Source organism: Nocardia sp. NPDC056611 (assembly GCF_042792755.1).
Taxonomy (GTDB): Bacteria; Actinomycetota; Actinomycetes; order Mycobacteriales; family Mycobacteriaceae; genus Nocardia.
In genome coordinates, this window is sequence record NZ_JBHTVV010000002.1 from 339,639 (window position 1) to 357,442 (window position 17,804).

Sequence of the window (17,804 nt, forward strand, 5' to 3'; positions counted from 1 at the left end):
CGAAGGAAATTCACCCACTCATGACCCCATTCGATCTCACCGGCCGTACCGCGATCGTCACCGGCGCGTCTCGCGGTATCGGTCTCGCCGTGGCGAAAGCCATTGCGGCGGCGGGCGGAAACGTCGTGCTGACCTCCCGCAGCCAGGAGTCGGCGGACGCCGCCGCAGCCGAAGTCGGGGGCGCCGCCCTCGGTGTCGGCGCGCACGCCGCCGACGAACCGAGCGCCCGGCGGTGCCTGGACGCGGCGCTCGAAAGATTCGGCAGCATCGACATTCTCGTCAACAATGCCGGAACGAACCCGTCCTACGGGCCCGTCATCGACCAGGATCACGCCCGGTTCGCCAAGACCTTCGAGGTGAACCTGTGGGCGCCGATCCTCTGGACCGGGCTGGCGGCCCGGGCGTGGATGGGTGAGCACGGCGGCGCCGTCGTCAATATGGCCTCGATCGGCGGCCTGGTGTACGAACCGAACCTCGGGCTGTACAACGCCTCCAAGGCCGCGCTGATCCATCTCACCAAGCAGCTGGCCCTGGAGCTGTCGCCGCGGGTGCGGGTCAACTCCGTCGCGCCGGGCGTGGTGCGCACCAAGCTGGCCGAGTCGTTGTGGAAAGAACATGAGGGACAGTTGAATTCGAGCATCGCGGCGGCCCGGATCGGCGAGCCCGCCGATGTCGGCTCGGCGATCGCCTTCCTGGTGTCCGACGCCGCGAGCTGGATCACCGGGGAGACCTTCGTGATCGACGGCGGACAACGCCTCGGTGACGCCGCGCTGTTCCGGGCGGAGGCGGCGGCCCATGCCTGACACCACGACGGCGCCGGGTATCGACATCGATGCGGTGGCGCACTGGCTGGCGACCCTGCGTATCGACTGCACGCCGCCGTTGCGGCTGCGGCGGATCGGCCAGGGCTACTCGAATCTGACCTATCGCCTCACCGACGCCGAAGGCCGCGCCTGGGTGCTGCGCCGTCCGCCGCTGGGGCAGCTGGTGAATTCCGCTCACGATGTGGTGCGTGAGGCCCGCATCATGGCGGCCCTGGCCGACACCGGCGTACCGGCTCCCCGAATCCTCGGTATCGCAACCGATTCGGAGATCGCGGACGTACCCGTCGTGTTGATGGAGTTCGTCGACGGCCTGATCGTCGACACGATGGAGGTCGCCGAGACCCTGACTCCGGAGGGCCGCCATCGGATCGCCACCGCGCTGCCGGGCACCTTGGCCAGGATTCACGCCGTCGACTTGGCCCGCACGGGCCTCGCGGACTTGGCGAGTCACACACCATACGCCCGACGTCAGCTCAAACGCTGGGCCGGACAGTGGGATCTGACCAAGACCCGGGAGTCGGCAGCGGTGGACGCGCTCACCCGGCGGCTGTCGGCCGCGATTCCCGAACAACGCGAAATCGGTCTGGTGCACGGCGATTTTCACCTGCGCAACCTGATCACCGCACCCGAGACCGGACGGGTGACGGCGGTGCTGGACTGGGAGCTCTCCACCCTGGGCGATCCGCTGGCCGACATGGGCAGCCTGCTCACCTACTGGCCCGAACCCGGCGAGCCGCCGGTCGGCGTCTTCGAAGCCTCCACCCTCGAAGGCTTCCCCGATCGCGCGGAAATGGCGCGGCTCTACCTCGCCGCCACCGGCCGCGACCCTGCCGCCCTCCGGTACTGGCACGCGTTCGGCCTGTGGAAGCTCGCGATCATCGCCGAGGGCGTCCGCCGCCGGGCGTTGCACGACCCGCACAACGAATCCGCCGCGGGGACACCGACTCTCGCGCACATCGACGGCCTCGTGCACAAGGCCGGCGAGATCGCCGACTCCGCCGGGATCTGACGCCGATGAGCCCACTCGACATCGCCATGATCGAATTCGCCGCCGAGTGGGCTCCCTTCGGCGGCAACGACGAAGAGGCGTTCCTGCGCTTCGGGCTCGGACCCGCGGAATTCCACGGCCGCCTGACCCGCCTGCTCGCCTCCCCGGCCGCCCGGACGCTCGACAACACGACGATCGCTCGGCTCCGGGATCAATGCGCCGATCGCTCGGCCGGCCGGTAGCCGGGACCCCCACCCCATCCGATGCCCTTCAACCCGCGCCCCGGACGACACCGGTGCGCGGGTATGACGCGTTATGCGCGGTCCGAGCCGGTTTCCGGCGCGAGCGGTCCGTACAGCGCGGATATCCAGATGTTGTAGAGCGCGTCGACGACCCGCTTCGGATCCGCCGGCGGCGTGTGCCCGAAGGACTGGGTCAGATAGCGTTCGTCCATCCAGACCAGGGCCCGGGCGGTTTCGGCGGCGTCGAGTTCGGCGCTGATGCGGCCGGCGTCCTGGTCGTCGATGATCCGCTTGGCAGTCGCTTCGATGAAACGTTGCACCAATCCGTGGTAGGCGGCCTCGACCTTCTCGTCGCTGCCGGCCGCATCGGAGAGTGCGCGCAGGACCGCGCCGTGCCGCAGATAGACATCGGCCAGACCTTCGAAGGCCGCTCGGGCGTCGTTGAGCAGATCGGTCCCCACCAGCCAGCGATCGATCATCTCCGACAGTTCTTGCCCGAGTTCGTCGGTCACCCGGAGGGCGAGGTCGTGGCGGTCGCGGAAATGCACGTAGAACGCCGGCCGCTTGAGCCCGGTCCGGCTCATCACGGCGTCGACGGTCATCTCGCGGAACGGCCGCTCGCGCAGGAATTCCCTTGCGGCGTTCAGAATCTCGCGTTCCGATTCCTTCGGATCGTGCTTCGGACGTCTGCTCATCGTCTCCCCACTACATCACGACATCGGTGATTACGCGAAGCCGCCGCCGGGCGTGTTCACCCGGCGGCGGGAATCCACCGTCAGCTGGCCGGACCGGCACCGACGACAGATCGATCGCACTCCGTCCGTTCGTTGTGGCGCCGCATCGCGCGATAGGCGTAGAAGTACGTCATCATCTGGAATCCCCAGGTCGCGAGCGCGGCGATGTAGAACAGCGCGTGGTTCTCGTCATCGCCGGGGATGTGATAGAGGTCGTAGGTGGCGGCGATGACGAACCCCGCGGCGGTCGCGATGACGACCCGGATCGCTTCTCCACGCGCATCGATGTTCCAGAGCCGCCGCGCGAAAGAGAGCAGGAACACCGACGTGACTACATTGACCGCGATGTAGAAGACCGCCCCGGCGATACCGACGCGATCGGCGAATATCGACAGGAACAGGCCCGCGACGGTAGCCAGCGCGAAGACACCGATATCGGTGGGCAGCGAGGGCTTGTAGCGGTGCGTCACCCGCATCAAGCCCAGCACCAGAATCAGGGTGATTCCGACCGACCGGGAGAACGCGTCGAAGAACAGCGCGATGTGATACATCGGACTGGACCGGTGCGCACCCGTCAACGCGAAGACGAAGAAGTTGGTGCCGGAGGTCGCGACGATGATCCATTCGAGGCCGAGCAGGTAATTTCCGTAGTCCCGGATGAACTTCCAGCCGTAGGTGAACCCGGCGAAGACCATCCAGAGATCGGCGAGCAAAAGCAGTGCGTCTTTGAGTTGCATGTTCACCTCGCCAATCGATCGGACAAGCGGTCGCCGAACCAGCCGAGATCCAGCGCCGGTGAGCTGACGAAGCTGGGCCAGAATCCGCCCCGGCCGTGCCAGATGGTTTCCAGGTCCGCGGGCATGGATTCACCCGTGAGCCGGCCGGCCAGCAGATGGCCGACATATTGAGCCTGCGCGAAGCCATGTCCGTTGCACGCCAGCGAGTACAGCACCCGGGGCGAGGCTTCCCCCGCCACCGGCAGCCACGTGGAGCTCATGCCGATCCAGCCGCCCCACGCCCGTCGCGGAGCGACATCGCCCAGCCCGGGAAAACGGTCCCGGAAGCCGCGAACGAGATCGTCGACGACTCGAGTCGACGGCGTCCGGGCGAGCAGCGGTCCCCGGGTCGTCTCCAATCGCCGGGTGCCGAACACGATCGTGTTCCGGGGAGTGACCCGGTAGCTCTCGAGAATCATGTGGGCGGTCACCATCGGGGCGCGGCTGGTCCAGCCGATGTCGTCCAGGCGTTCCGGCGCGATCGGCTCGGTCTCCACCAGGGAGGTCCAGACCGGCGAGACCAACCGGCGCGGGCTGATCGAGAGGTCTTTGCCGTAGGCGTTGGTGGTGAACAGCGCCTGGTTCGCGTGCACCCTGCCATGAGCGGTCCGGATGGTCACCCCGGTGTCGCCGTCGGTGACCTCCCGCACGCGGCTGCGCTCGAATACCCTTGCCCCCGAGGCCAGGACGACGTCGCGCAGTCCGAAGGCGTATTCGGCCGGGTTCAACGTGCCGCCGACGCCTTCGCGCATACCGCCGAGGAAGCCGTCGGGCAGCCCCGCCTCCGGTCCCTCGACGAACTCCGCCGACGAGCCCGCCTCGGCCATGATCCTCGCGTTCCGCCGCGCCTTGCGCAGCTGACCCTTCGAGATCGCGGCCTGCACGATGCCGGCCTTCTCGAACTCGCAGTCGATGCCCCGGTGCGCGATGGTGTCCTGGGTGAACTCCACCGCGGATTCGGCGAACTGGAACAGCGCGCGAACCTTGCTGCGGCTGAACAGCATTGCCAGCAGAGCGGGGTCGGCGGCGATCGAGTTGGTCACGTAGCCGGCGTTGCGTGAGCTGGGGCCCCATCCGCAGGTTTCGGCTTCGAGCAGGACGACATCGCGCCCCGACTCGGCGAGCCGCAGCGCCGCCGACATGCCTCCGACGCCGCCCCCGATCACGGCGACATCGCAGGTGGTTTCCTCGGCCAGTGCGGGCACGGCGGTGACAGGTGGTGCGGTCCAACCGGTTTCGGTGAGGAGATCCATGCCCGTCACCGTTCGTTCGGGCTGGCCGAGGCGCCCACCCTCGCCACGGTCAGCGCGGTGCTGGGCGTGACCACCGCTTCGACGACCTCGTGGGGTTTCGATCCGCCGGTCTTGGCGAGCGCCGCGTAGAAGCGTTCCGGATCGGCCCAGTCCTCGGGCGCCAGCACGCCGGACCGGGCACCGAGTCCCTCGATGGCGAGCAGCATGAACGCCGCGGTCGCCGAGCCGGTGGCCGAGGCCATGTCGGTCCACGCGGTCCCCGGACCGCTGACCGGCACCCGGCGCACCGAAACCACCTGTTCCCCATCCCGTGTGCCGGTCACTCGGACGTAGTTGGTCCCGCGGAACTCGGGGTGTTTGCCGCCCGCCGCGGCGGCCAGGTACTTCAGCACTTCGCCGGCGCCGATCTCGCCGCGACGAACGGTGCCCCACAGCCCCGACAGCGCGTGCTTCCACACCCTGGGCGAGCCCATCTTGTCGGTCATCACGTCGTTGACGAAGTCGATCGCCTGGTCCATCGAGATCTTGCCCTGTTGCACCGCCACCGCGATGCCGCGCATGATCCCGTTGACCGGCGGCGGGTCGAGCGCGCCGAGCACCCGGATCCGATCGGCGCCCGGCCACCGTCGCGGCATGGTCACCGCCTCGGGATGGGCGCACTCGTAGAGCCGGTAGGAATCGCCGAGGGTATTGCCCAGTGCGACCACATCCGTTTCCAGGAACGTCTGATGGATCACGGACTGCCCGTGCTCCCAGGTGTGACAGGGTCCGGCATAGCCGCGGATGGCGTGATCGAGCACGGCGCGGCCGTAGGGCACCGGCCCCTCGTCGCCAGTCACCCAGCACACATCGATGCGGTCGACGGTGTCCATATCGCGGGCGGCGTCGGCGGCCATCACATTGGTCAGGCCGGGCGAGGCGCCGCATCCGACGAAGATCGGCACCCCCGCCTTCCGCGCCCGGGCATCGAGGTCCATGGCGGTGAGGGTGCTTTCCTCATCGTCGTCGAGGTCGAGGTAGGGCACCTTCTTCTCGATGCACGCCTGCATGACCGGCTCCGCGGTCTTGTTGTAGGGCCCCGCGCCGAGCACGACGAGCGCGGCACCCGAAATCGCCTTGCGGAGCGCGACCTTGTCGAACAAGTCGAACGAGCCGACCGTCACTCCCGCGACGGGCAACGTGGCGACGAACTCCTCGAGCACATCGGGCCGGATGTCGTACAACTCCAACTTCCATGCGCCGTGCCCGGCTGCTCGGGCGAAGCGATCGATCGCGACGCGGCACATATCGCCGGCCGCGCCGATGAAGACGATTCTCTTTGCTGTGGTCATGGTCACAGGCTAAAACGCTACTTACGTCGTGTCAATGACACTGAGTAAGTTTAATTCCGCTGATACATGATCGACATTTCCCCTGGTCATCGAACTGGGTCAAGGAGGGCAGGGCGTTGTGCGCTCGCTCGGGCCTGGTCGCCTCGTACCGTGTGAGCCATGAGCGAACGCGTGGTGATCATCGGTGGGGACGCGGCGGGGATGGCGGCGGCGTCGCAGGCGCGCAGGTTGCAGCCGGTGGGGGAGTTGGAGATCGTCGTTTTCGAGCGTGGGCATTTCACCTCGTATTCGGCGTGCGGGATCCCGTACTGGGTGGGCGGGGAGGTCGGCGGGCCGGACGAGCTGATCGCACGGACTCCCGCCGAGCATCGGGCGCGGGATATCGATCTGCGGCTGCGGACCGAGGTGCTGGAGATCGATGTGCCGGGGCGGCGGGTGCGGTCGCGCGGGCTCGACGGCGGGCGGGAGGATTGGACGGGCTACGACAAGCTCGTGATCGCCACCGGCGCGACGCCGATCCGGCCGGAACTGCCCGGTATCGATGCGGCCGGGGTGCACGGGGTGCAGACCCTCGATGACGGGCAGGCGCTCATCGACACCCTCGAATCGATCGCGGGACGGCGCGCCGTGGTGGTGGGCGCGGGGTACATCGGCGTGGAGATGGCGGAGGCGCTGATCCACCGGGGATTCCAGGTCACCATGATCAACCGGGGCGCCGAGCCGATGTCCACGCTCGATCCGGACATGGGTGCGCTGATCCGGAAGGCCCTGCAGGGCATGGGAGTTCAGGTCATCGGCGACACCGAGCTGACCGCGGCGCGCACCGACGCACAGGGCCGGGTCACCGCGGTGGCGACCGACGATGCCGAATATCCCGCCGATGTCGTGATTCTCGGCATCGGAGTGCGCCCGGCCACCGACCTCGCCCGAGCCGCGGGACTCCCGCTCGGGGAATCCGGGGGTCTGCTCACCGATCTCGCGATGCGGGTGCGCGGACACGAGAACATCTGGGCGGGAGGCGATTGCGTGGAGGTGCTCGACCTGGTCTCCGGCTCCGAACGCCATATTCCGCTGGGCACCCACGCCAACAAGCACGGCCAGATCATCGGTGCCGGTGTGGGCGGCGACTACGGCATCTTCCCCGGCGTGGTGGGTACCGCCGTGAGCAAGGTGTGCGATCTGGAGGTCGCCCGGACCGGTCTGCTCGAACGGGACGCGCACGCCGCCGGCCTGCAATTCGTCACCGTCACCATCGAATCCACCAGCCGCTCCGGCTATTTCCCGGGCGCGGCTCCGATGACGGTGAAGATGCTCGCCGAACGTCGCACCGGCCGCCTGCTCGGCGTCCAGATCGTCGGCCGCGAGGGTGCGGGCAAGCGCATCGACATCGCCGCCGTGGCCCTCACCGCCCGCCTCACCGTCGACCAGATCGTCGCCCTCGACCTCGGTTACGCCCCACCCTTCTCCCCGGTCTGGGATCCGGTCCAGGTCGCCGCCCGCAAGGCCGTCACCGCGGTCCGCCGGGACGCCACCCGGTAGCGCTCCTGACCTGCGCCGCGGGCTGACCCGCGACGCCGGTCCGTTCGGGCACATAGACTGCCGTCATGACCGCGGCGCGTGAGATCCCCGATCCCTGGGCGCTGGGCCGCGCGAGGCAGCACTGGGTCCCGTCGCGAGGATTGAGCAACGGGCTCGACGCGCGAGGCTGGGGAATCCTCGCCGACCTCGACGAGTCCCAGGTCTATCGGGTGCTCTTCGCACTCTCCGATATCGGTGTGGCCGCCTACGTCCTCCCGGTCCGCGTCACCGTGCTCGAGGCCGGAGACCCGGAGGTCCTGTGGCGGCTGTGGGTCGACATCCCGCGGTATCGCGCGGCGGAGGACCTGCTGATGGTCCTGCTGCGGCACGGCCGCAGGCGCCGTTCCGATCGCCCCGCCCCGGCCCGTCGCCGCCGTCGGCGCGTGCCGCTGGTTCGCGAACGCTGAGCTCCGGGTCAGATGGCGTCGAATTGCGCCAGCACGTCGAACGCGCTTTCGGCGGTACGGCGTTCCAGCTCGATCTCCGCTTCCACGGCCGGTGCGAGCGACGGATTCTCCAGCGCGAGACCGTTGGCGAAGATGGTGGTGTTGGCCGCCAGGTCGGCGAACACCAGCATCGGCTTGGTCGCCACACCCTGACCGAGCGCGGCGTCGAGTCCCTCGCCGAGGAAGTAGAAGCGCCACAGCGGGCCCAGCTTCGCGCGGTAGATCCGGTCGGTGCGCTCGGTGATGACGTCGCCGATGCTCGCGATCCCGGCGACGATCGTGAAGTAGTCGCCCGCGTCGGCCGGAGTGGAGCCCGCGGCGGCCACGGCCCGGGGCAGGTCGACCACCAGGTGCGCGTTGTATCCGGCCAGCGCGACGCGGGCGGGGGAGGCCGAGCAGTCGGCGGCCGCGGCGAAGTAGTTGCGCCAGTGCGGTTCCGGGGTGCCGCCGCTGAATTCCGCGTGCACATTGTCGAGGAACCGGCGCAGCAGATCGAAGCTGACCCGATGGGCGTATTCCGGATCGGCGAACGCCCGCGGATTGTGCTGGAGCGGCATCACGGCGAGCTGCTCCACCGTGTCCAGACCCGTCGCGAAGGTGCCGCGCCGGTCGGTGTGGCGTTCGAGGATCTCGGTGAGGCCGTGATCGCGGGCCACCGCGTCGTCGAGCCGCGCGAGCACGTCATCGCCGGCGAGGGCGCTGGTATCGGAGAGTCGCACGATCTCGTCGATCTCGGCGGGGGACAGGGTGGGCGCGCAGTCCGACGGTTCGGCCGGCGCGGCGAACGCGGTCGCGGGAGTGACGATCGTGGCGGCGGTGACGGACAGGGCGGCCAGGGAACGCGCAAATGCATTGAGCACGATGGATTTCTAGCAGGAGTCCCCGCGCGAGTACAGCCTGACACTCCTGAGCTGCGGGCCGATCTGTCAGGCGAGGCCGGGCAGATGCTCGAGGGGCTCACGCTGAGGGTCGAGCGGTTCACGCGGCGGGGCGCTGATCCGGTCGGCCGGTGGCGTTGGGGCGGACCGGGATTCGGCGGGTGGGGCGTCCGCGGGGCGGATTCCGAGGAAGAACTGCATGCTTCCCGGGTAGGACGGGTCGTCGGTGACGCCGTAGAGCTGGGCATTGATGGTGTACTCGTGGCCGGTCGCGGGGTCGCGCAGGCGCATCGCCGGCTCCGGTCGGCCGTAGCTGGCGGGGGCTTCGTCCCACAGTTCCCGGACGATGTCGAAACGGGAGAGTTCGGCGAGGAATTCGCGGGCCCCGTCGGCGGCGCTGTTGTCGGAGAGCAGTCCCCGCAATCCTTGGACGGCGAACCGGATCTCGTTGTCCAGGTCCGGGAGTACTCGGCGGGAATTGTCGTCGGTGAGATACCAGTGCAGCAGATTGACGCCGATATCCAGTCCGGGGAAGGACCGCCGGTAATTCTCGTTGCACGCCAGCACGGTGCCCCGGATATCCAGATAGGCGGCCGGATTGGGTTCGTGCAGAACCAGCGCCTGCCGCATTTCCGGGCTGACCGCCGCCGTCAGCTCCTCGCTGGTCGGGAGCGCGGTGTGGCCGAGTCCGGCCAGGTCCAGCAGGTGCCGTTGTTCGGCGGACGAGATCGGGCTGTGCCGGTCCAGGAATCTGACGATGGCCGCGACCACCTCGTGGCCGGGATGGGTGCGGTACCCCTTCTCCAAATGCACGATGTAACTGGCGCTGGTCCCGATCCCGAATGCCAGACGCTCCCGCGAGATTCTTCGCGCCCGCCGCAATCTGCTCAGCAGCGCCCCGAACGTGGGCGGTCGTAACCGGGGTTCGTCGAGCTCCGGATTCACCTGCAGCATTGCGCCATCCCACCGTGTCGGATCAGCGCGGCAACCCATCCGAGTGACCCACATGTTGCCAAGCCGATCGAATATGTAAATCCGCCCGAACGTAACACCCGGGAAAGGACTTCCGGATATTCGACACGACCCGAAACCTCACGCTTCGTCAGTCGTCCGCCGTAGCAACAGGTTTCGTCGCCTCAGCAAATATCCGACATATGGGACATTGGAAACAATTACCCCACAATGGTATCCATCGATCTCAGCGCAGCGAGTAGACGTAGCGGCTGGTGGGGATGACGTCGATGTCGCGGTCGGCGCCGAAGCGGGAGGTGCTGTCGAGCATGTTGGAGAGGCGGCGTTCCAGTTCGGCGTCGTCGCCGCCGCTGCCCCAGTAGGCGTGCGGGTCGGACATGGCCTCCATGGGGAAGAGTTCCTCGACGATGGCGTCGGCTCGGGCGCCGGCGGTCATGGTGGCCAGCACCGGGTTCTGGATGTAGCCGACGGCGGCTTGATTCTCCAGGGAGACCCGGGTGTGGTCGCCGATCCAGGTTTGCAGCCACTCGTCTCGGGGCATGCCCGGGGGGATGCGCAAAATCGCGATGCGGGCCAAGGCTTCCGCACGGGCGCCGCTGTCGGTGCGGGGCGGGGTCACCGGCGTGTACTCGTCGACCAGGAAGCCCTCGAGGCGATCGGCGAGCGGTCGCAGCAGCGAGGTGACGAAGTCGGCGTCCTCCACGCCGCGCATGGTCACCACGGCGTCGACGGGCGTGTCATAGGTGCAGAACCAGAGTTCCGAGGCGGCGACGTACTCGTCGCGGATGTTGATCTGCAGTTCGCTGACGCCGGAGCGGGCCAGGGTAATCCGCAGGTCGCGGTCGTGCAGATTGGTCTTCAGTTCGGCCCCCCACAACAGATACGTCAGTTTCATAGCTTCACTCACCGTTGTGTGATGTGGATCATCCTGCGTACTGGACAGTAACCCAGACAATCCGCCGATCACCAGGTGATCTCGGTCACTGGGATCGATGACCGGCGCGGGAGCGTGAGCTGGTGAAACGCTTCCCGGCCGGTATCGTCCTCGACGCGGCGAGGCGGAACCGACGGACTCAGCAGTCGGAGACGATGGGCCAGATGGTGCCGACATTGGACCGCGAGACCCAGCCCTTGTGGCCCGCGCTGTTCTTGATGTAGACCCACAGGTTGCCCGCGTTGTTCTTCTCGGTGCACACCACCTTGATCGCGGCGCCCTCGGCCACGGTGTATCCGGTGTGGTCGCAGCTCGAGGAGTTTCCGGTGTACAGGTTGTAGGTGTTGTAGGGGCCGTCCATCACCGAATCGCCGTAGATCGCGTGGCCCACATCGCTGGGGTACCAGTTGCACGCCTGCCCCGCCTGCGCGGCGGGCGCGGCGAACACCGACAGACTCGTCGATCCGATCGTCACCGCTGCCGCCAGCAGAAGTCTCACCTTCATGACAGTTCCTTTCCCTTCCCGCACACGACAATCCGTGTGCGAGTCAGGAGAACGTAAGGGGCGCAGAGCTTTTGGCTCAACCGGATCAGGCTGGCAACTAATTGTCAGCGCTCGGCGAGCGGCGATGTCAGGTCGGCGAAATCCCCGGTCCGGGCCAGCGCGCGCAGCAGCTGGAGCAGATCCTCGGGCGGGGCGGTGAGCCGTCGGCGGGTGAGGTCGAGCCAGCCTCCGGTCGAGGTGACCGTGGCCGCGACTCTGCCGTCGGCGCGGGTGAAGGTATTGCGCAGCACGAAGCGCGCGCCGTCGGGTGCCAGGCCGGCCAGTTCCAGGGTGAGTTCGGCGGGGTCGAGCAGGCGCAGCTCGGCGCGGTAGTGCAGCTGGTCGGTCTGGATGACCGGTCCGAGGCCGCGTCGCGCGAATTCGGCAGCGGAGAAGCCGGATCCGGTGAAGTACTGCATCCGGCTGTTCTCCGCCGCCGCCAGATAGGCGTTGGTGCGCATGTGGCCGTTCTGGTCCATATCCGACCATTGCGGGTGAAACGGGATCGCGAAGATGGTTCGCTGCCGGGCGTTAGCTAGCTGATCGCTCATGCGATCCATGCTCGGACCACGGGCTCGCACGATCCAGTTCAATCTTTGAACCACGGTCGGTGAGGAGCCGGGATTACGCTGGCCGGATGAGTGGTTACGGTCAGTTCTGCGCGGTCGCGCGGGCCCTGGAGGTGCTGGGCGAGCGATGGACGCTGCTCGTCGTGCGGGAATTGCTGATGGGCGCGTCCTCGTTCGGCGACATTCGCCGGGGCTTGCCGCGCATCCCGAAGGCCACGCTGTCGGCGCGATTACGGGCGCTGCGGGCCGCCGGAATCATCGACGCCGACTACCGGCTCACCGAGACCGGCTCGGCGCTCGCGCCGGTCGTGCGGGAGCTGGCCCGGTGGGCGGTCACCACCGACGCCGTCGCCCTCGCCGAACACGACCTCGACACCGCCGCGCTGACCTGGGACATGCAGCGCCGCATCGATATCGACGCGCTCCCCGCGCAACCGGTCGTGCTCGCGCTGGAATTCTCCGATCGCCCACCCGCCGACCGCCGCTTCTGGCTGCACCTGTCCCGCCGCGGCGTCAACCTCTGCCGCGACGATACCGGCGCCCCGGTCGACCTCTGGCTGACCGCGCCGACCGAGACCCTGACCCGATGGTGGCTCGGCGAAAGCCGGTGGGCCGATGTCCTCGGCCACCCCGGGGTCCGCCTGCACGGCGACCTCGCCCTGCAACGCCGCCTGCCCGCCTGGTTCCGGCGCTATGCCTTCACCCCGGACGCTCTCGCATCCGCGAGCGGCTGAATCGATCAGGCGCGCCCCGGTTCCCGCTGTGTGTCGGGTGTCGCGGATCGGTCGGGCGCAGGTGTTCGCACTGCCCGGTGGCGGCACCCGCCACACTGGCTGGATCGCGGCCGGGCTGTTGCCGACGGTCGTGGGCGGCGTTGGCGGGCTCGAGTGCCAGATCGTGCCGCTGGAACCGACCGTCCATGCCGATTTTCGATGCAGCGAACCTTTGGCAATCGAATTTCCCGCTCGGCGTCGGGGATGGGAACGATGTGCCGCTCTTGATCCTGTGTGTGGCGGGCGGGGGTCGATTCCCGCGGGCTGGTTGCCTGAGCTTTGCCAGGTTTTCATCCTATCTGCTCTTTTTCAGCTCGGGCACTCGACCAGTCGCTACTGTTCGTTCGATTGGTACCAAGTGGAAGGGGATTGGTGTCCGGCATGGTCGATTTGATCGAAATCATGTCTCCGGCTATGCCGAGTTTCGGGGAGTTTCTTCGGCACCTGCGGGATGAGCGGAGTCTGTCTCGGGAGGGGTTGGCGAGGTCCGCGGGTGTCAGCGCCAGCTACATCAACCACCTGGAGATCGGACGCCGTGACCACCCGACTCGGCCGATAGTGGAGGCGCTGGCCGGGAATTTGGAACGGGCGCTGCCACTTTCGCAGGACGAACGGAGATACTTGTTCGACCTGGCGGGACTACGGGATATCGAGGTGCCCGGAGTCGCCGATCTGCGTGCCGATATCTCTCCTGAGATGCTGCGCCGGATCGACCGCTGCGGATCCGATCCGGCCGGGTACTTCGATTTGCGCTGGAATATCTTGGCGCTCAACGACGCGGCCCACCAAGCATTCCCGGGATTGCGGGAAATCGGCAATGTCATGCATTGGTTGCTGTCGGACGGGCGTTCGGGCGCCGTGCTGGCCGAGCACGACCTGGTCGTGGAGTCGGCCGTGGCCGCACTCCGCGCGCGTATCGCTTTGCCCTGCAATGCCGTGTGGGCGGGTCAGTTACTGGCCGACCTGTGCCGCTATCCGGAATTCGCCGGGCGGTGGGCGGCCGGGCGAGTTGCCTACTCGCTGGCGCAACCCGCTGTCCGGCTGCGAGATCGAGTGTCCGGCAAGCTATTCCGACTCGATCTGCAACTCTACGACGTCGACACCGCCCGGCATCCCGGCTGGACGCGGATGTTCTGGGGAATCGGGGCGCGGTGAGGTAGTGCGGGGCCGCGCGGGCTCCGCCTCACCCAGCAGCTCGTCCTGGACGACCTCGAGCATGCAGGTGTTGTTGTCGAGCAACCCCAGCAGCTCGTCCAGCTTGTCGTTCTTCATCCAGCCATCGTCCCGCGCCCGGGTCGGGCAGACAAGGGTAAAGGGCCGCGGACCGCACTCTCGTGCACGACCCGCGGCCCCGGCGGTTGCCCGTGGGCGTCCACGGTTACCTGCGGCGCCGGCTCCGGGCGACGAGGACCGCGATGAGCACGCCGCCGATGACGACGACGATGGCCCCGGCCGCCGCGGCGATCAGCAGCAGCGTCGAATTCGACCGCGAATCCGTGGAATCCGCCGCGACCGGCGCGCCCGGCGTCCGGCCCGACGGGGACGTGCGGCTCACGCTCGGGCCGGAGTGCTCACCGAAGATGTCGGCGGTACTCGTGTAGCGCGGACCGCTTTCCTCGGTGCCGCCGACGGTCAGATCCAATCGCACCGGGACGGGTGTGTTCGAACCCATGGTGGTGTGGTTCGAGCCGACCTTGACCGAGATGTAGTACCAGCCCGCCAGCGCTTCCTTGTGCGACTCGTACCGGTCGGCGGTGCGGTTGGCGTATCGGATCGGCGTGGTCGCCAGCGCCTTGTTCGAGGGCAATACCGTGTCGCTGCCGGTGTAGGCGCCGGTGTCCGAGCCGATCTCCTCGCGGATCGGGTTGTAGAGCGCGGTGCGGATATTGGAGACGTTGTCCGATCCGCGCGCGCCGTTCCCGCCGTAATCGACCCGGTACGACAGCGCCTGACCCCAGTCCAGATGCACCCGGTAGAAGACGAATTCGCCCGGCCGCACCACATCGGTGTAGCGCCCGCCGCCCGGGAGGTCGGCGGCGACGGTGAATGAAGCACCGCCCGACACCGGTGTGCCCGGTCCGCTCTGCTCGACGAAGGTGATGGGCTTGGCGGCCGCCGCGGGCCCGGGGTCGGTCACGCCCGGTTCGATCGCGAAGAGCAGTTCGATCGGAAGCCGTTCCGGCGTACCGGTGGCCACCGTGTCCCACTCCAGCTGGAAGAAGTACTTGCCGCCGCCCTTGCAGGTGTCGGAGGGGTTCTCGCGTTTCTGGGTCGCCCGCTCGAACGACTTCGCCACCGTCATGGCCACGCCGTCACTGGAACTGGTGGTCTGCTGGAACTCGTAGAGATTGCAGTCCTTGCCGTCCGCGCCGAAGGCGCGCATCCGGATGACGTTCATGTCCTCGACGACGCCGACACCGGCGACCCGCGGAAACGACACGGTGCCACTGAAATACGCGGTCGCGCCGTCCGGGATGTCGATACCCCAGTAGCGCTTCTCCTTCTGGCCGATGGTGTCCAGGTACAGCCCGGGCGTCGCCACCGGGGCGGTGTCATGGCTGCCGGTGCCGGTGATCGGCGTGCCCACCGCCTTGTAGTTGCGCAGGGCGGAGGCGGTGACGCGCGGCAGCGTGCGCTGCAGTGCGGCCCCGTCGGCGGCGTCGGTGTAGGTGCCGCCGGTGGCCTGAGCCATGCAGGTCAACTGCGCCCGCGCCTTGCCGTCCACGGCGAAACCGATGGTGTGCAGCACCAGATCCAGGCCGCGCTGCTTCAATTCGGCCGCCACCTCACACGGGTCGGGCGGGGAGCAGGTGTCGTCACCGTCGGAGACCAGCACGATCGAGCGCGGTCCCGAATTCGGCAGGGCCGCGGCGGCTTGCCGCAGCGCGGTGCCCATGGGCGTCCAGCCGCGAGCCTTGACGCCGTCGACGGCGCTGCCGAGCGCGGCCCGGTCGAGGGTCTCGGGCTTGTGCAGGACCTGCACGTCCTGGCACCCGGCGGCCTTGTCCGCCTCGGTGTTTCCGGTGCCGGTGCCGTACACGGCCAGCCCGACCCGCGATTGGGCAGGTGCGGTGTCGACGAACGAGTGCACGGCGATCTTCGCGGCGTCCATCATGGTGCCCGCCGGATCGGGCCGTTCCATCGATCCCGAAGCGTCCAGGATCAGCATTGTCGGTGCGTAGTCGGGCGTTTCCTCCGCCGCCGCGGGCACCGTGACCCCGGCCAGCGCGATGAAACCTACGGCGGCAGCGGCCGCCCGGTGTCGGAGTCTTGCAGTGGTATTCGTCATCGTCCTCGTCTATGGGTCGAGATTCAGAACGAAACAGACATTACGGACATTCAATAGATGGTGGGACACCTGAATTTGCGGGGCCTACAATCCCGGCGTGAGTCTCACCCCCGCCGACCTGGTCGGCTATATCGATCGCGATCTCGACAACGATCTGGCGCGCTGGTTCCCGGACGCCGAGCCGGTGCGGATCCCGGAGGAATCCCGTCCCGTCGCACCGTTTCTCGCCCGTCTGGACGATGAGCACGCGGCGGCGCTGGCCGCGTTCGACGACCGCGTCCGATCGGGACGCATGCCGCAGTTCCTCGACATCTTCGACTGGTCCTACGCCTTCGATTTCGCCGGAAACGACTGCGGCATCCTCGATTCGGACTACTCGACCGAGCTGACCGACGACGACGTGTACTCCGTCGGCGCCGACGGCGGCGGCAATCTGTACGTGGTGCTCACCAATGGTCAAGTGGCCGTGTGGTTTCACGAGGAAGAGGTGGTCGAGGACGGCACCCGCTTCGACAACCTCGATGTCTTCGTCTGGTCCTTCGTCCGCTACCGAGCCGTGCGGGCAGGCGTGCTGGAGCGCTCGGCGGTGGAGGCGGACTTCCTCGCCCTGGGCCAGGACGGCGCGCTCGAGCCGGAACTCGGGCTGCTGCGCCTGATGAAGTAGCCGGGAATCAGGCGCTCGGCCGCTTCCCGAAGGTGCCGAGCAAGGCGTCGGCCTCCGCGTGCACCCGGGCGCGCAGGGCCTCGACCACCGCGGCCACCTCGGGGCGGCGCAGGGTCTCGGCGCGCGAGACCAGCCAGTAGGTGAGGCGGACGCCGACCTGGTCGGGCAGTACGCGCACCAGGTCGGCGTGGCGGTCGGCCATGAAACACGGCAGCAGGCCCAGGCCCGCGCCGGCCCGGGTCGCCTCCACGTGGACGAAAACATTGGTGGAGGAGATGGATTCGCGCATGGCCGGGGCGAATCCGGAGGCCAGGTCCAGGTCGTCGACCTGGAGCATGGAGTCGATGAAGTAGATCAGGGGATGGTCCGGCAGGTCCGCGACCGAGGCGGGAGCGCCGTGCTCGGCCAGATACGCCCGGGACCCGTACAGGCCCAGCACGTAATCGCCCAGGCGCAGGGCCTCGGCGCGGCGGAGCCGGGGTTCGCCGACCACGACCTCGAGATCCAGGCCCGAGCGCTGCGGGGACGCGCGCCGGGTGCCGGTGACGATCTCGACGCTGATCCGAGGGTGCGGACGCTGGATGTCCGCGATCGCCGGGGCGGCCAGGTAGGCGCTGAAACCGTCGGTCGCCGACATACGGACCACACCTTCGAGCACGCGCTCGCCGCGCGCCCCGGTGAGGGACTTGACCGCGGATTCGACGGATTCGGCGGCCCGCAGGGCGGCACGGCCCAGATCGGTGAGTTCCCATCCACCCGAGCCGCGGTCCAGGACCCGTCCGCCGAGCGCCCGTTCGAGCGCGGCGATGCGGCGAGAGATCGTGGTGTGGTTGATGCCGAGTTCGTCGGCCGCGGAGACGTATCGACCGCTGCGGCCGACCGCGAGCAGCACCAGCAGATCGTCGGGGCTCGGGGTGGCGGAGGTCGCGCTCATTTCTGCATATTTGCAGATATCGGTTGCGAAAGTGGTCATTGCAGCGACTTCGGTCTGCACGAATACTCTCCTTCA

The 17,804-nt window shown here is 68.0% G+C and carries 19 protein-coding genes; 8 read left to right on the plus strand and 11 right to left on the minus strand.

All coding sequences use genetic code 11. The features are described 5' to 3' along the window. Positions 1 to 20 precede the first annotated feature (20 nt). The 3 genes from ACFRAQ_RS10015 to ACFRAQ_RS10025 are packed head-to-tail and all read left to right on the plus strand — an operon-like array spanning position 21 to position 2,054. The gene (locus ACFRAQ_RS10015) at positions 21 to 803 is read left to right on the plus strand and encodes an SDR family oxidoreductase (RefSeq protein ID WP_379096862.1); all 783 of its coding nucleotides are present in this window, start codon (positions 21 to 23) and stop codon (positions 801 to 803) included. Then, entirely contained in the window at positions 796 to 1,833 is a 1,038-nt protein-coding gene (locus ACFRAQ_RS10020) for a phosphotransferase family protein (protein WP_379096865.1), read from the plus strand. The genes ACFRAQ_RS10015 and ACFRAQ_RS10020 overlap by 8 nt, the downstream gene beginning before the upstream one ends. Positions 1,834 to 1,838: 5 nt before the next feature. Continuing rightward, positions 1,839 to 2,054, plus strand: coding sequence for a DUF3263 domain-containing protein (locus ACFRAQ_RS10025; RefSeq protein WP_379096868.1), 216 nt, complete (start codon positions 1,839 to 1,841; stop codon positions 2,052 to 2,054). Positions 2,055 to 2,125: 71 nt separating this feature from the next. Here ACFRAQ_RS10025 and ACFRAQ_RS10030 read toward each other — a convergent pair whose 3' ends face one another. The 4 genes from ACFRAQ_RS10030 to ACFRAQ_RS10045 form a co-directional block, all read right to left on the minus strand. Next, on the minus strand, positions 2,126 to 2,749 hold the full coding sequence (locus ACFRAQ_RS10030) for a TetR/AcrR family transcriptional regulator (protein ID WP_379096871.1): 624 nt from the start codon (positions 2,747 to 2,749) through the stop codon (positions 2,126 to 2,128). 80 nt (positions 2,750 to 2,829) lie between these two features. Continuing rightward, positions 2,830 to 3,525 carry a transporter gene (locus ACFRAQ_RS10035; RefSeq protein ID WP_379096874.1) on the minus strand — a complete coding sequence of 232 codons (696 nt, stop codon included), beginning with the start codon at positions 3,523 to 3,525 and terminating at the stop codon, positions 2,830 to 2,832. A gap of 2 nt (positions 3,526 to 3,527) precedes the next feature. Beyond that, positions 3,528 to 4,817 (minus strand): NAD(P)/FAD-dependent oxidoreductase, encoded by a 1,290-nt coding sequence (locus ACFRAQ_RS10040; RefSeq protein ID WP_379096877.1) that lies wholly within the window; start codon positions 4,815 to 4,817, stop codon positions 3,528 to 3,530. A gap of 5 nt (positions 4,818 to 4,822) precedes the next feature. Beyond that, the gene (locus ACFRAQ_RS10045; RefSeq protein ID WP_379096879.1) at positions 4,823 to 6,148 is read right to left on the minus strand and encodes a saccharopine dehydrogenase family protein; all 1,326 of its coding nucleotides are present in this window, start codon (positions 6,146 to 6,148) and stop codon (positions 4,823 to 4,825) included. A 159-nt stretch (positions 6,149 to 6,307) separates the two neighbouring features. Between ACFRAQ_RS10045 and ACFRAQ_RS10050 the strand changes: the two genes are divergently transcribed. Together ACFRAQ_RS10050 and ACFRAQ_RS10055 are read left to right on the plus strand one after the other, a co-directional pair. Next, a complete protein-coding gene (locus ACFRAQ_RS10050) occupies positions 6,308 to 7,687 on the plus strand; it encodes an FAD-dependent oxidoreductase (protein WP_379096882.1) in 1,380 nt (459 codons plus the stop codon). A 65-nt stretch (positions 7,688 to 7,752) separates the two neighbouring features. After that, positions 7,753 to 8,133 (plus strand): hypothetical protein, encoded by a 381-nt coding sequence (locus ACFRAQ_RS10055; protein WP_379096885.1) that lies wholly within the window; start codon positions 7,753 to 7,755, stop codon positions 8,131 to 8,133. Positions 8,134 to 8,141: 8 nt separating this feature from the next. On the opposite strand, the gene ACFRAQ_RS10060 is transcribed toward ACFRAQ_RS10055, so the two are convergent. The 5 genes from ACFRAQ_RS10060 to ACFRAQ_RS10080 all read right to left on the minus strand — a co-directional run bounded on the left by ACFRAQ_RS10060 (position 8,142) and on the right by ACFRAQ_RS10080 (position 12,051). Further along, on the minus strand, positions 8,142 to 9,032 hold the full coding sequence (locus ACFRAQ_RS10060; RefSeq protein WP_379096888.1) for a DUF5995 family protein: 891 nt from the start codon (positions 9,030 to 9,032) through the stop codon (positions 8,142 to 8,144). 66 nt (positions 9,033 to 9,098) lie between these two features. Beyond that, positions 9,099 to 10,004 (minus strand): helix-turn-helix domain-containing protein, encoded by a 906-nt coding sequence (locus ACFRAQ_RS10065; protein ID WP_379096891.1) that lies wholly within the window; start codon positions 10,002 to 10,004, stop codon positions 9,099 to 9,101. Between the two features lie 244 nt (positions 10,005 to 10,248). Next, a complete protein-coding gene (locus tag ACFRAQ_RS10070; protein ID WP_379096894.1) occupies positions 10,249 to 10,917 on the minus strand; it encodes a hypothetical protein in 669 nt (222 codons plus the stop codon). 178 nt (positions 10,918 to 11,095) lie between these two features. Then, on the minus strand, positions 11,096 to 11,461 hold the full coding sequence (locus tag ACFRAQ_RS10075; protein WP_379096897.1) for a hypothetical protein: 366 nt from the start codon (positions 11,459 to 11,461) through the stop codon (positions 11,096 to 11,098). A 104-nt stretch (positions 11,462 to 11,565) separates the two neighbouring features. Continuing rightward, positions 11,566 to 12,051, minus strand: a complete 486-nt coding sequence (locus ACFRAQ_RS10080; protein WP_379096900.1) for a thioesterase family protein — start codon at positions 12,049 to 12,051, stop codon at positions 11,566 to 11,568. Positions 12,052 to 12,137: 86 nt separating this feature from the next. Here ACFRAQ_RS10080 and ACFRAQ_RS10085 point away from each other — a divergent pair, with 86 nt between their 5' ends. Together ACFRAQ_RS10085 and ACFRAQ_RS10090 are read left to right on the plus strand one after the other, a co-directional pair. After that, positions 12,138 to 12,803: a winged helix-turn-helix transcriptional regulator gene (locus ACFRAQ_RS10085; RefSeq protein ID WP_379096903.1), complete on the plus strand. Its 666-nt coding sequence runs from the start codon at positions 12,138 to 12,140 to the stop codon at positions 12,801 to 12,803. A gap of 453 nt (positions 12,804 to 13,256) precedes the next feature. After that, complete coding sequence (locus ACFRAQ_RS10090; RefSeq protein ID WP_379100187.1) at positions 13,257 to 13,997, plus strand: helix-turn-helix domain-containing protein; 741 nt, start codon at positions 13,257 to 13,259, stop codon at positions 13,995 to 13,997. Positions 13,998 to 14,220: 223 nt separating this feature from the next. Here ACFRAQ_RS10090 and ACFRAQ_RS10095 read toward each other — a convergent pair whose 3' ends face one another. Next, on the minus strand, positions 14,221 to 16,131 hold the full coding sequence (locus ACFRAQ_RS10095; protein ID WP_379096906.1) for a VWA domain-containing protein: 1,911 nt from the start codon (positions 16,129 to 16,131) through the stop codon (positions 14,221 to 14,223). A gap of 97 nt (positions 16,132 to 16,228) precedes the next feature. Here ACFRAQ_RS10095 and ACFRAQ_RS10100 point away from each other — a divergent pair, with 97 nt between their 5' ends. Continuing rightward, positions 16,229 to 16,795 carry a hypothetical protein gene (locus ACFRAQ_RS10100; RefSeq protein ID WP_379096908.1) on the plus strand — a complete coding sequence of 189 codons (567 nt, stop codon included), beginning with the start codon at positions 16,229 to 16,231 and terminating at the stop codon, positions 16,793 to 16,795. A gap of 7 nt (positions 16,796 to 16,802) precedes the next feature. On the opposite strand, the gene ACFRAQ_RS10105 is transcribed toward ACFRAQ_RS10100, so the two are convergent. Then, the gene (locus tag ACFRAQ_RS10105) at positions 16,803 to 17,729 is read right to left on the minus strand and encodes a LysR family transcriptional regulator (RefSeq protein ID WP_379096911.1); all 927 of its coding nucleotides are present in this window, start codon (positions 17,727 to 17,729) and stop codon (positions 16,803 to 16,805) included. Positions 17,730 to 17,804 lie beyond the last annotated feature (75 nt).

What these genes read in the sequence shown, in the direction of transcription:
- ACFRAQ_RS10015 (WP_379096862.1), top strand. Translation starts at nt 21, where the DNA reads ATGACCCCATTCGATCTCACCGGCCGTACCGCGATCGTCACCGGCGCG.
- ACFRAQ_RS10020 (WP_379096865.1), top strand. Translation starts at nt 796, where the DNA reads ATGCCTGACACCACGACGGCGCCGGGTATCGACATCGATGCGGTGGCG.
- ACFRAQ_RS10025 (WP_379096868.1), top strand. Translation starts at nt 1,839, where the DNA reads ATGAGCCCACTCGACATCGCCATGATCGAATTCGCCGCCGAGTGGGCT.
- ACFRAQ_RS10030 (WP_379096871.1), bottom strand. Translation starts at nt 2,749, where the DNA reads ATGAGCAGACGTCCGAAGCACGATCCGAAGGAATCGGAACGCGAGATT.
- ACFRAQ_RS10035 (WP_379096874.1), bottom strand. Translation starts at nt 3,525, where the DNA reads ATGCAACTCAAAGACGCACTGCTTTTGCTCGCCGATCTCTGGATGGTC.
- ACFRAQ_RS10040 (WP_379096877.1), bottom strand. Translation starts at nt 4,817, where the DNA reads ATGGATCTCCTCACCGAAACCGGTTGGACCGCACCACCTGTCACCGCC.
- ACFRAQ_RS10045 (WP_379096879.1), bottom strand. Translation starts at nt 6,148, where the DNA reads ATGACCACAGCAAAGAGAATCGTCTTCATCGGCGCGGCCGGCGATATG.
- ACFRAQ_RS10050 (WP_379096882.1), top strand. Translation starts at nt 6,308, where the DNA reads ATGAGCGAACGCGTGGTGATCATCGGTGGGGACGCGGCGGGGATGGCG.
- ACFRAQ_RS10055 (WP_379096885.1), top strand. Translation starts at nt 7,753, where the DNA reads ATGACCGCGGCGCGTGAGATCCCCGATCCCTGGGCGCTGGGCCGCGCG.
- ACFRAQ_RS10065 (WP_379096891.1), bottom strand. Translation starts at nt 10,004, where the DNA reads ATGCTGCAGGTGAATCCGGAGCTCGACGAACCCCGGTTACGACCGCCC.
- ACFRAQ_RS10070 (WP_379096894.1), bottom strand. Translation starts at nt 10,917, where the DNA reads ATGAAACTGACGTATCTGTTGTGGGGGGCCGAACTGAAGACCAATCTG.
- ACFRAQ_RS10075 (WP_379096897.1), bottom strand. Translation starts at nt 11,461, where the DNA reads ATGAAGGTGAGACTTCTGCTGGCGGCAGCGGTGACGATCGGATCGACG.
- ACFRAQ_RS10080 (WP_379096900.1), bottom strand. Translation starts at nt 12,051, where the DNA reads ATGAGCGATCAGCTAGCTAACGCCCGGCAGCGAACCATCTTCGCGATC.
- ACFRAQ_RS10085 (WP_379096903.1), top strand. Translation starts at nt 12,138, where the DNA reads ATGAGTGGTTACGGTCAGTTCTGCGCGGTCGCGCGGGCCCTGGAGGTG.
- ACFRAQ_RS10090 (WP_379100187.1), top strand. Translation starts at nt 13,257, where the DNA reads ATGCCGAGTTTCGGGGAGTTTCTTCGGCACCTGCGGGATGAGCGGAGT.
- ACFRAQ_RS10095 (WP_379096906.1), bottom strand. Translation starts at nt 16,131, where the DNA reads ATGACGAATACCACTGCAAGACTCCGACACCGGGCGGCCGCTGCCGCC.
- ACFRAQ_RS10105 (WP_379096911.1), bottom strand. Translation starts at nt 17,729, where the DNA reads ATGAGCGCGACCTCCGCCACCCCGAGCCCCGACGATCTGCTGGTGCTG.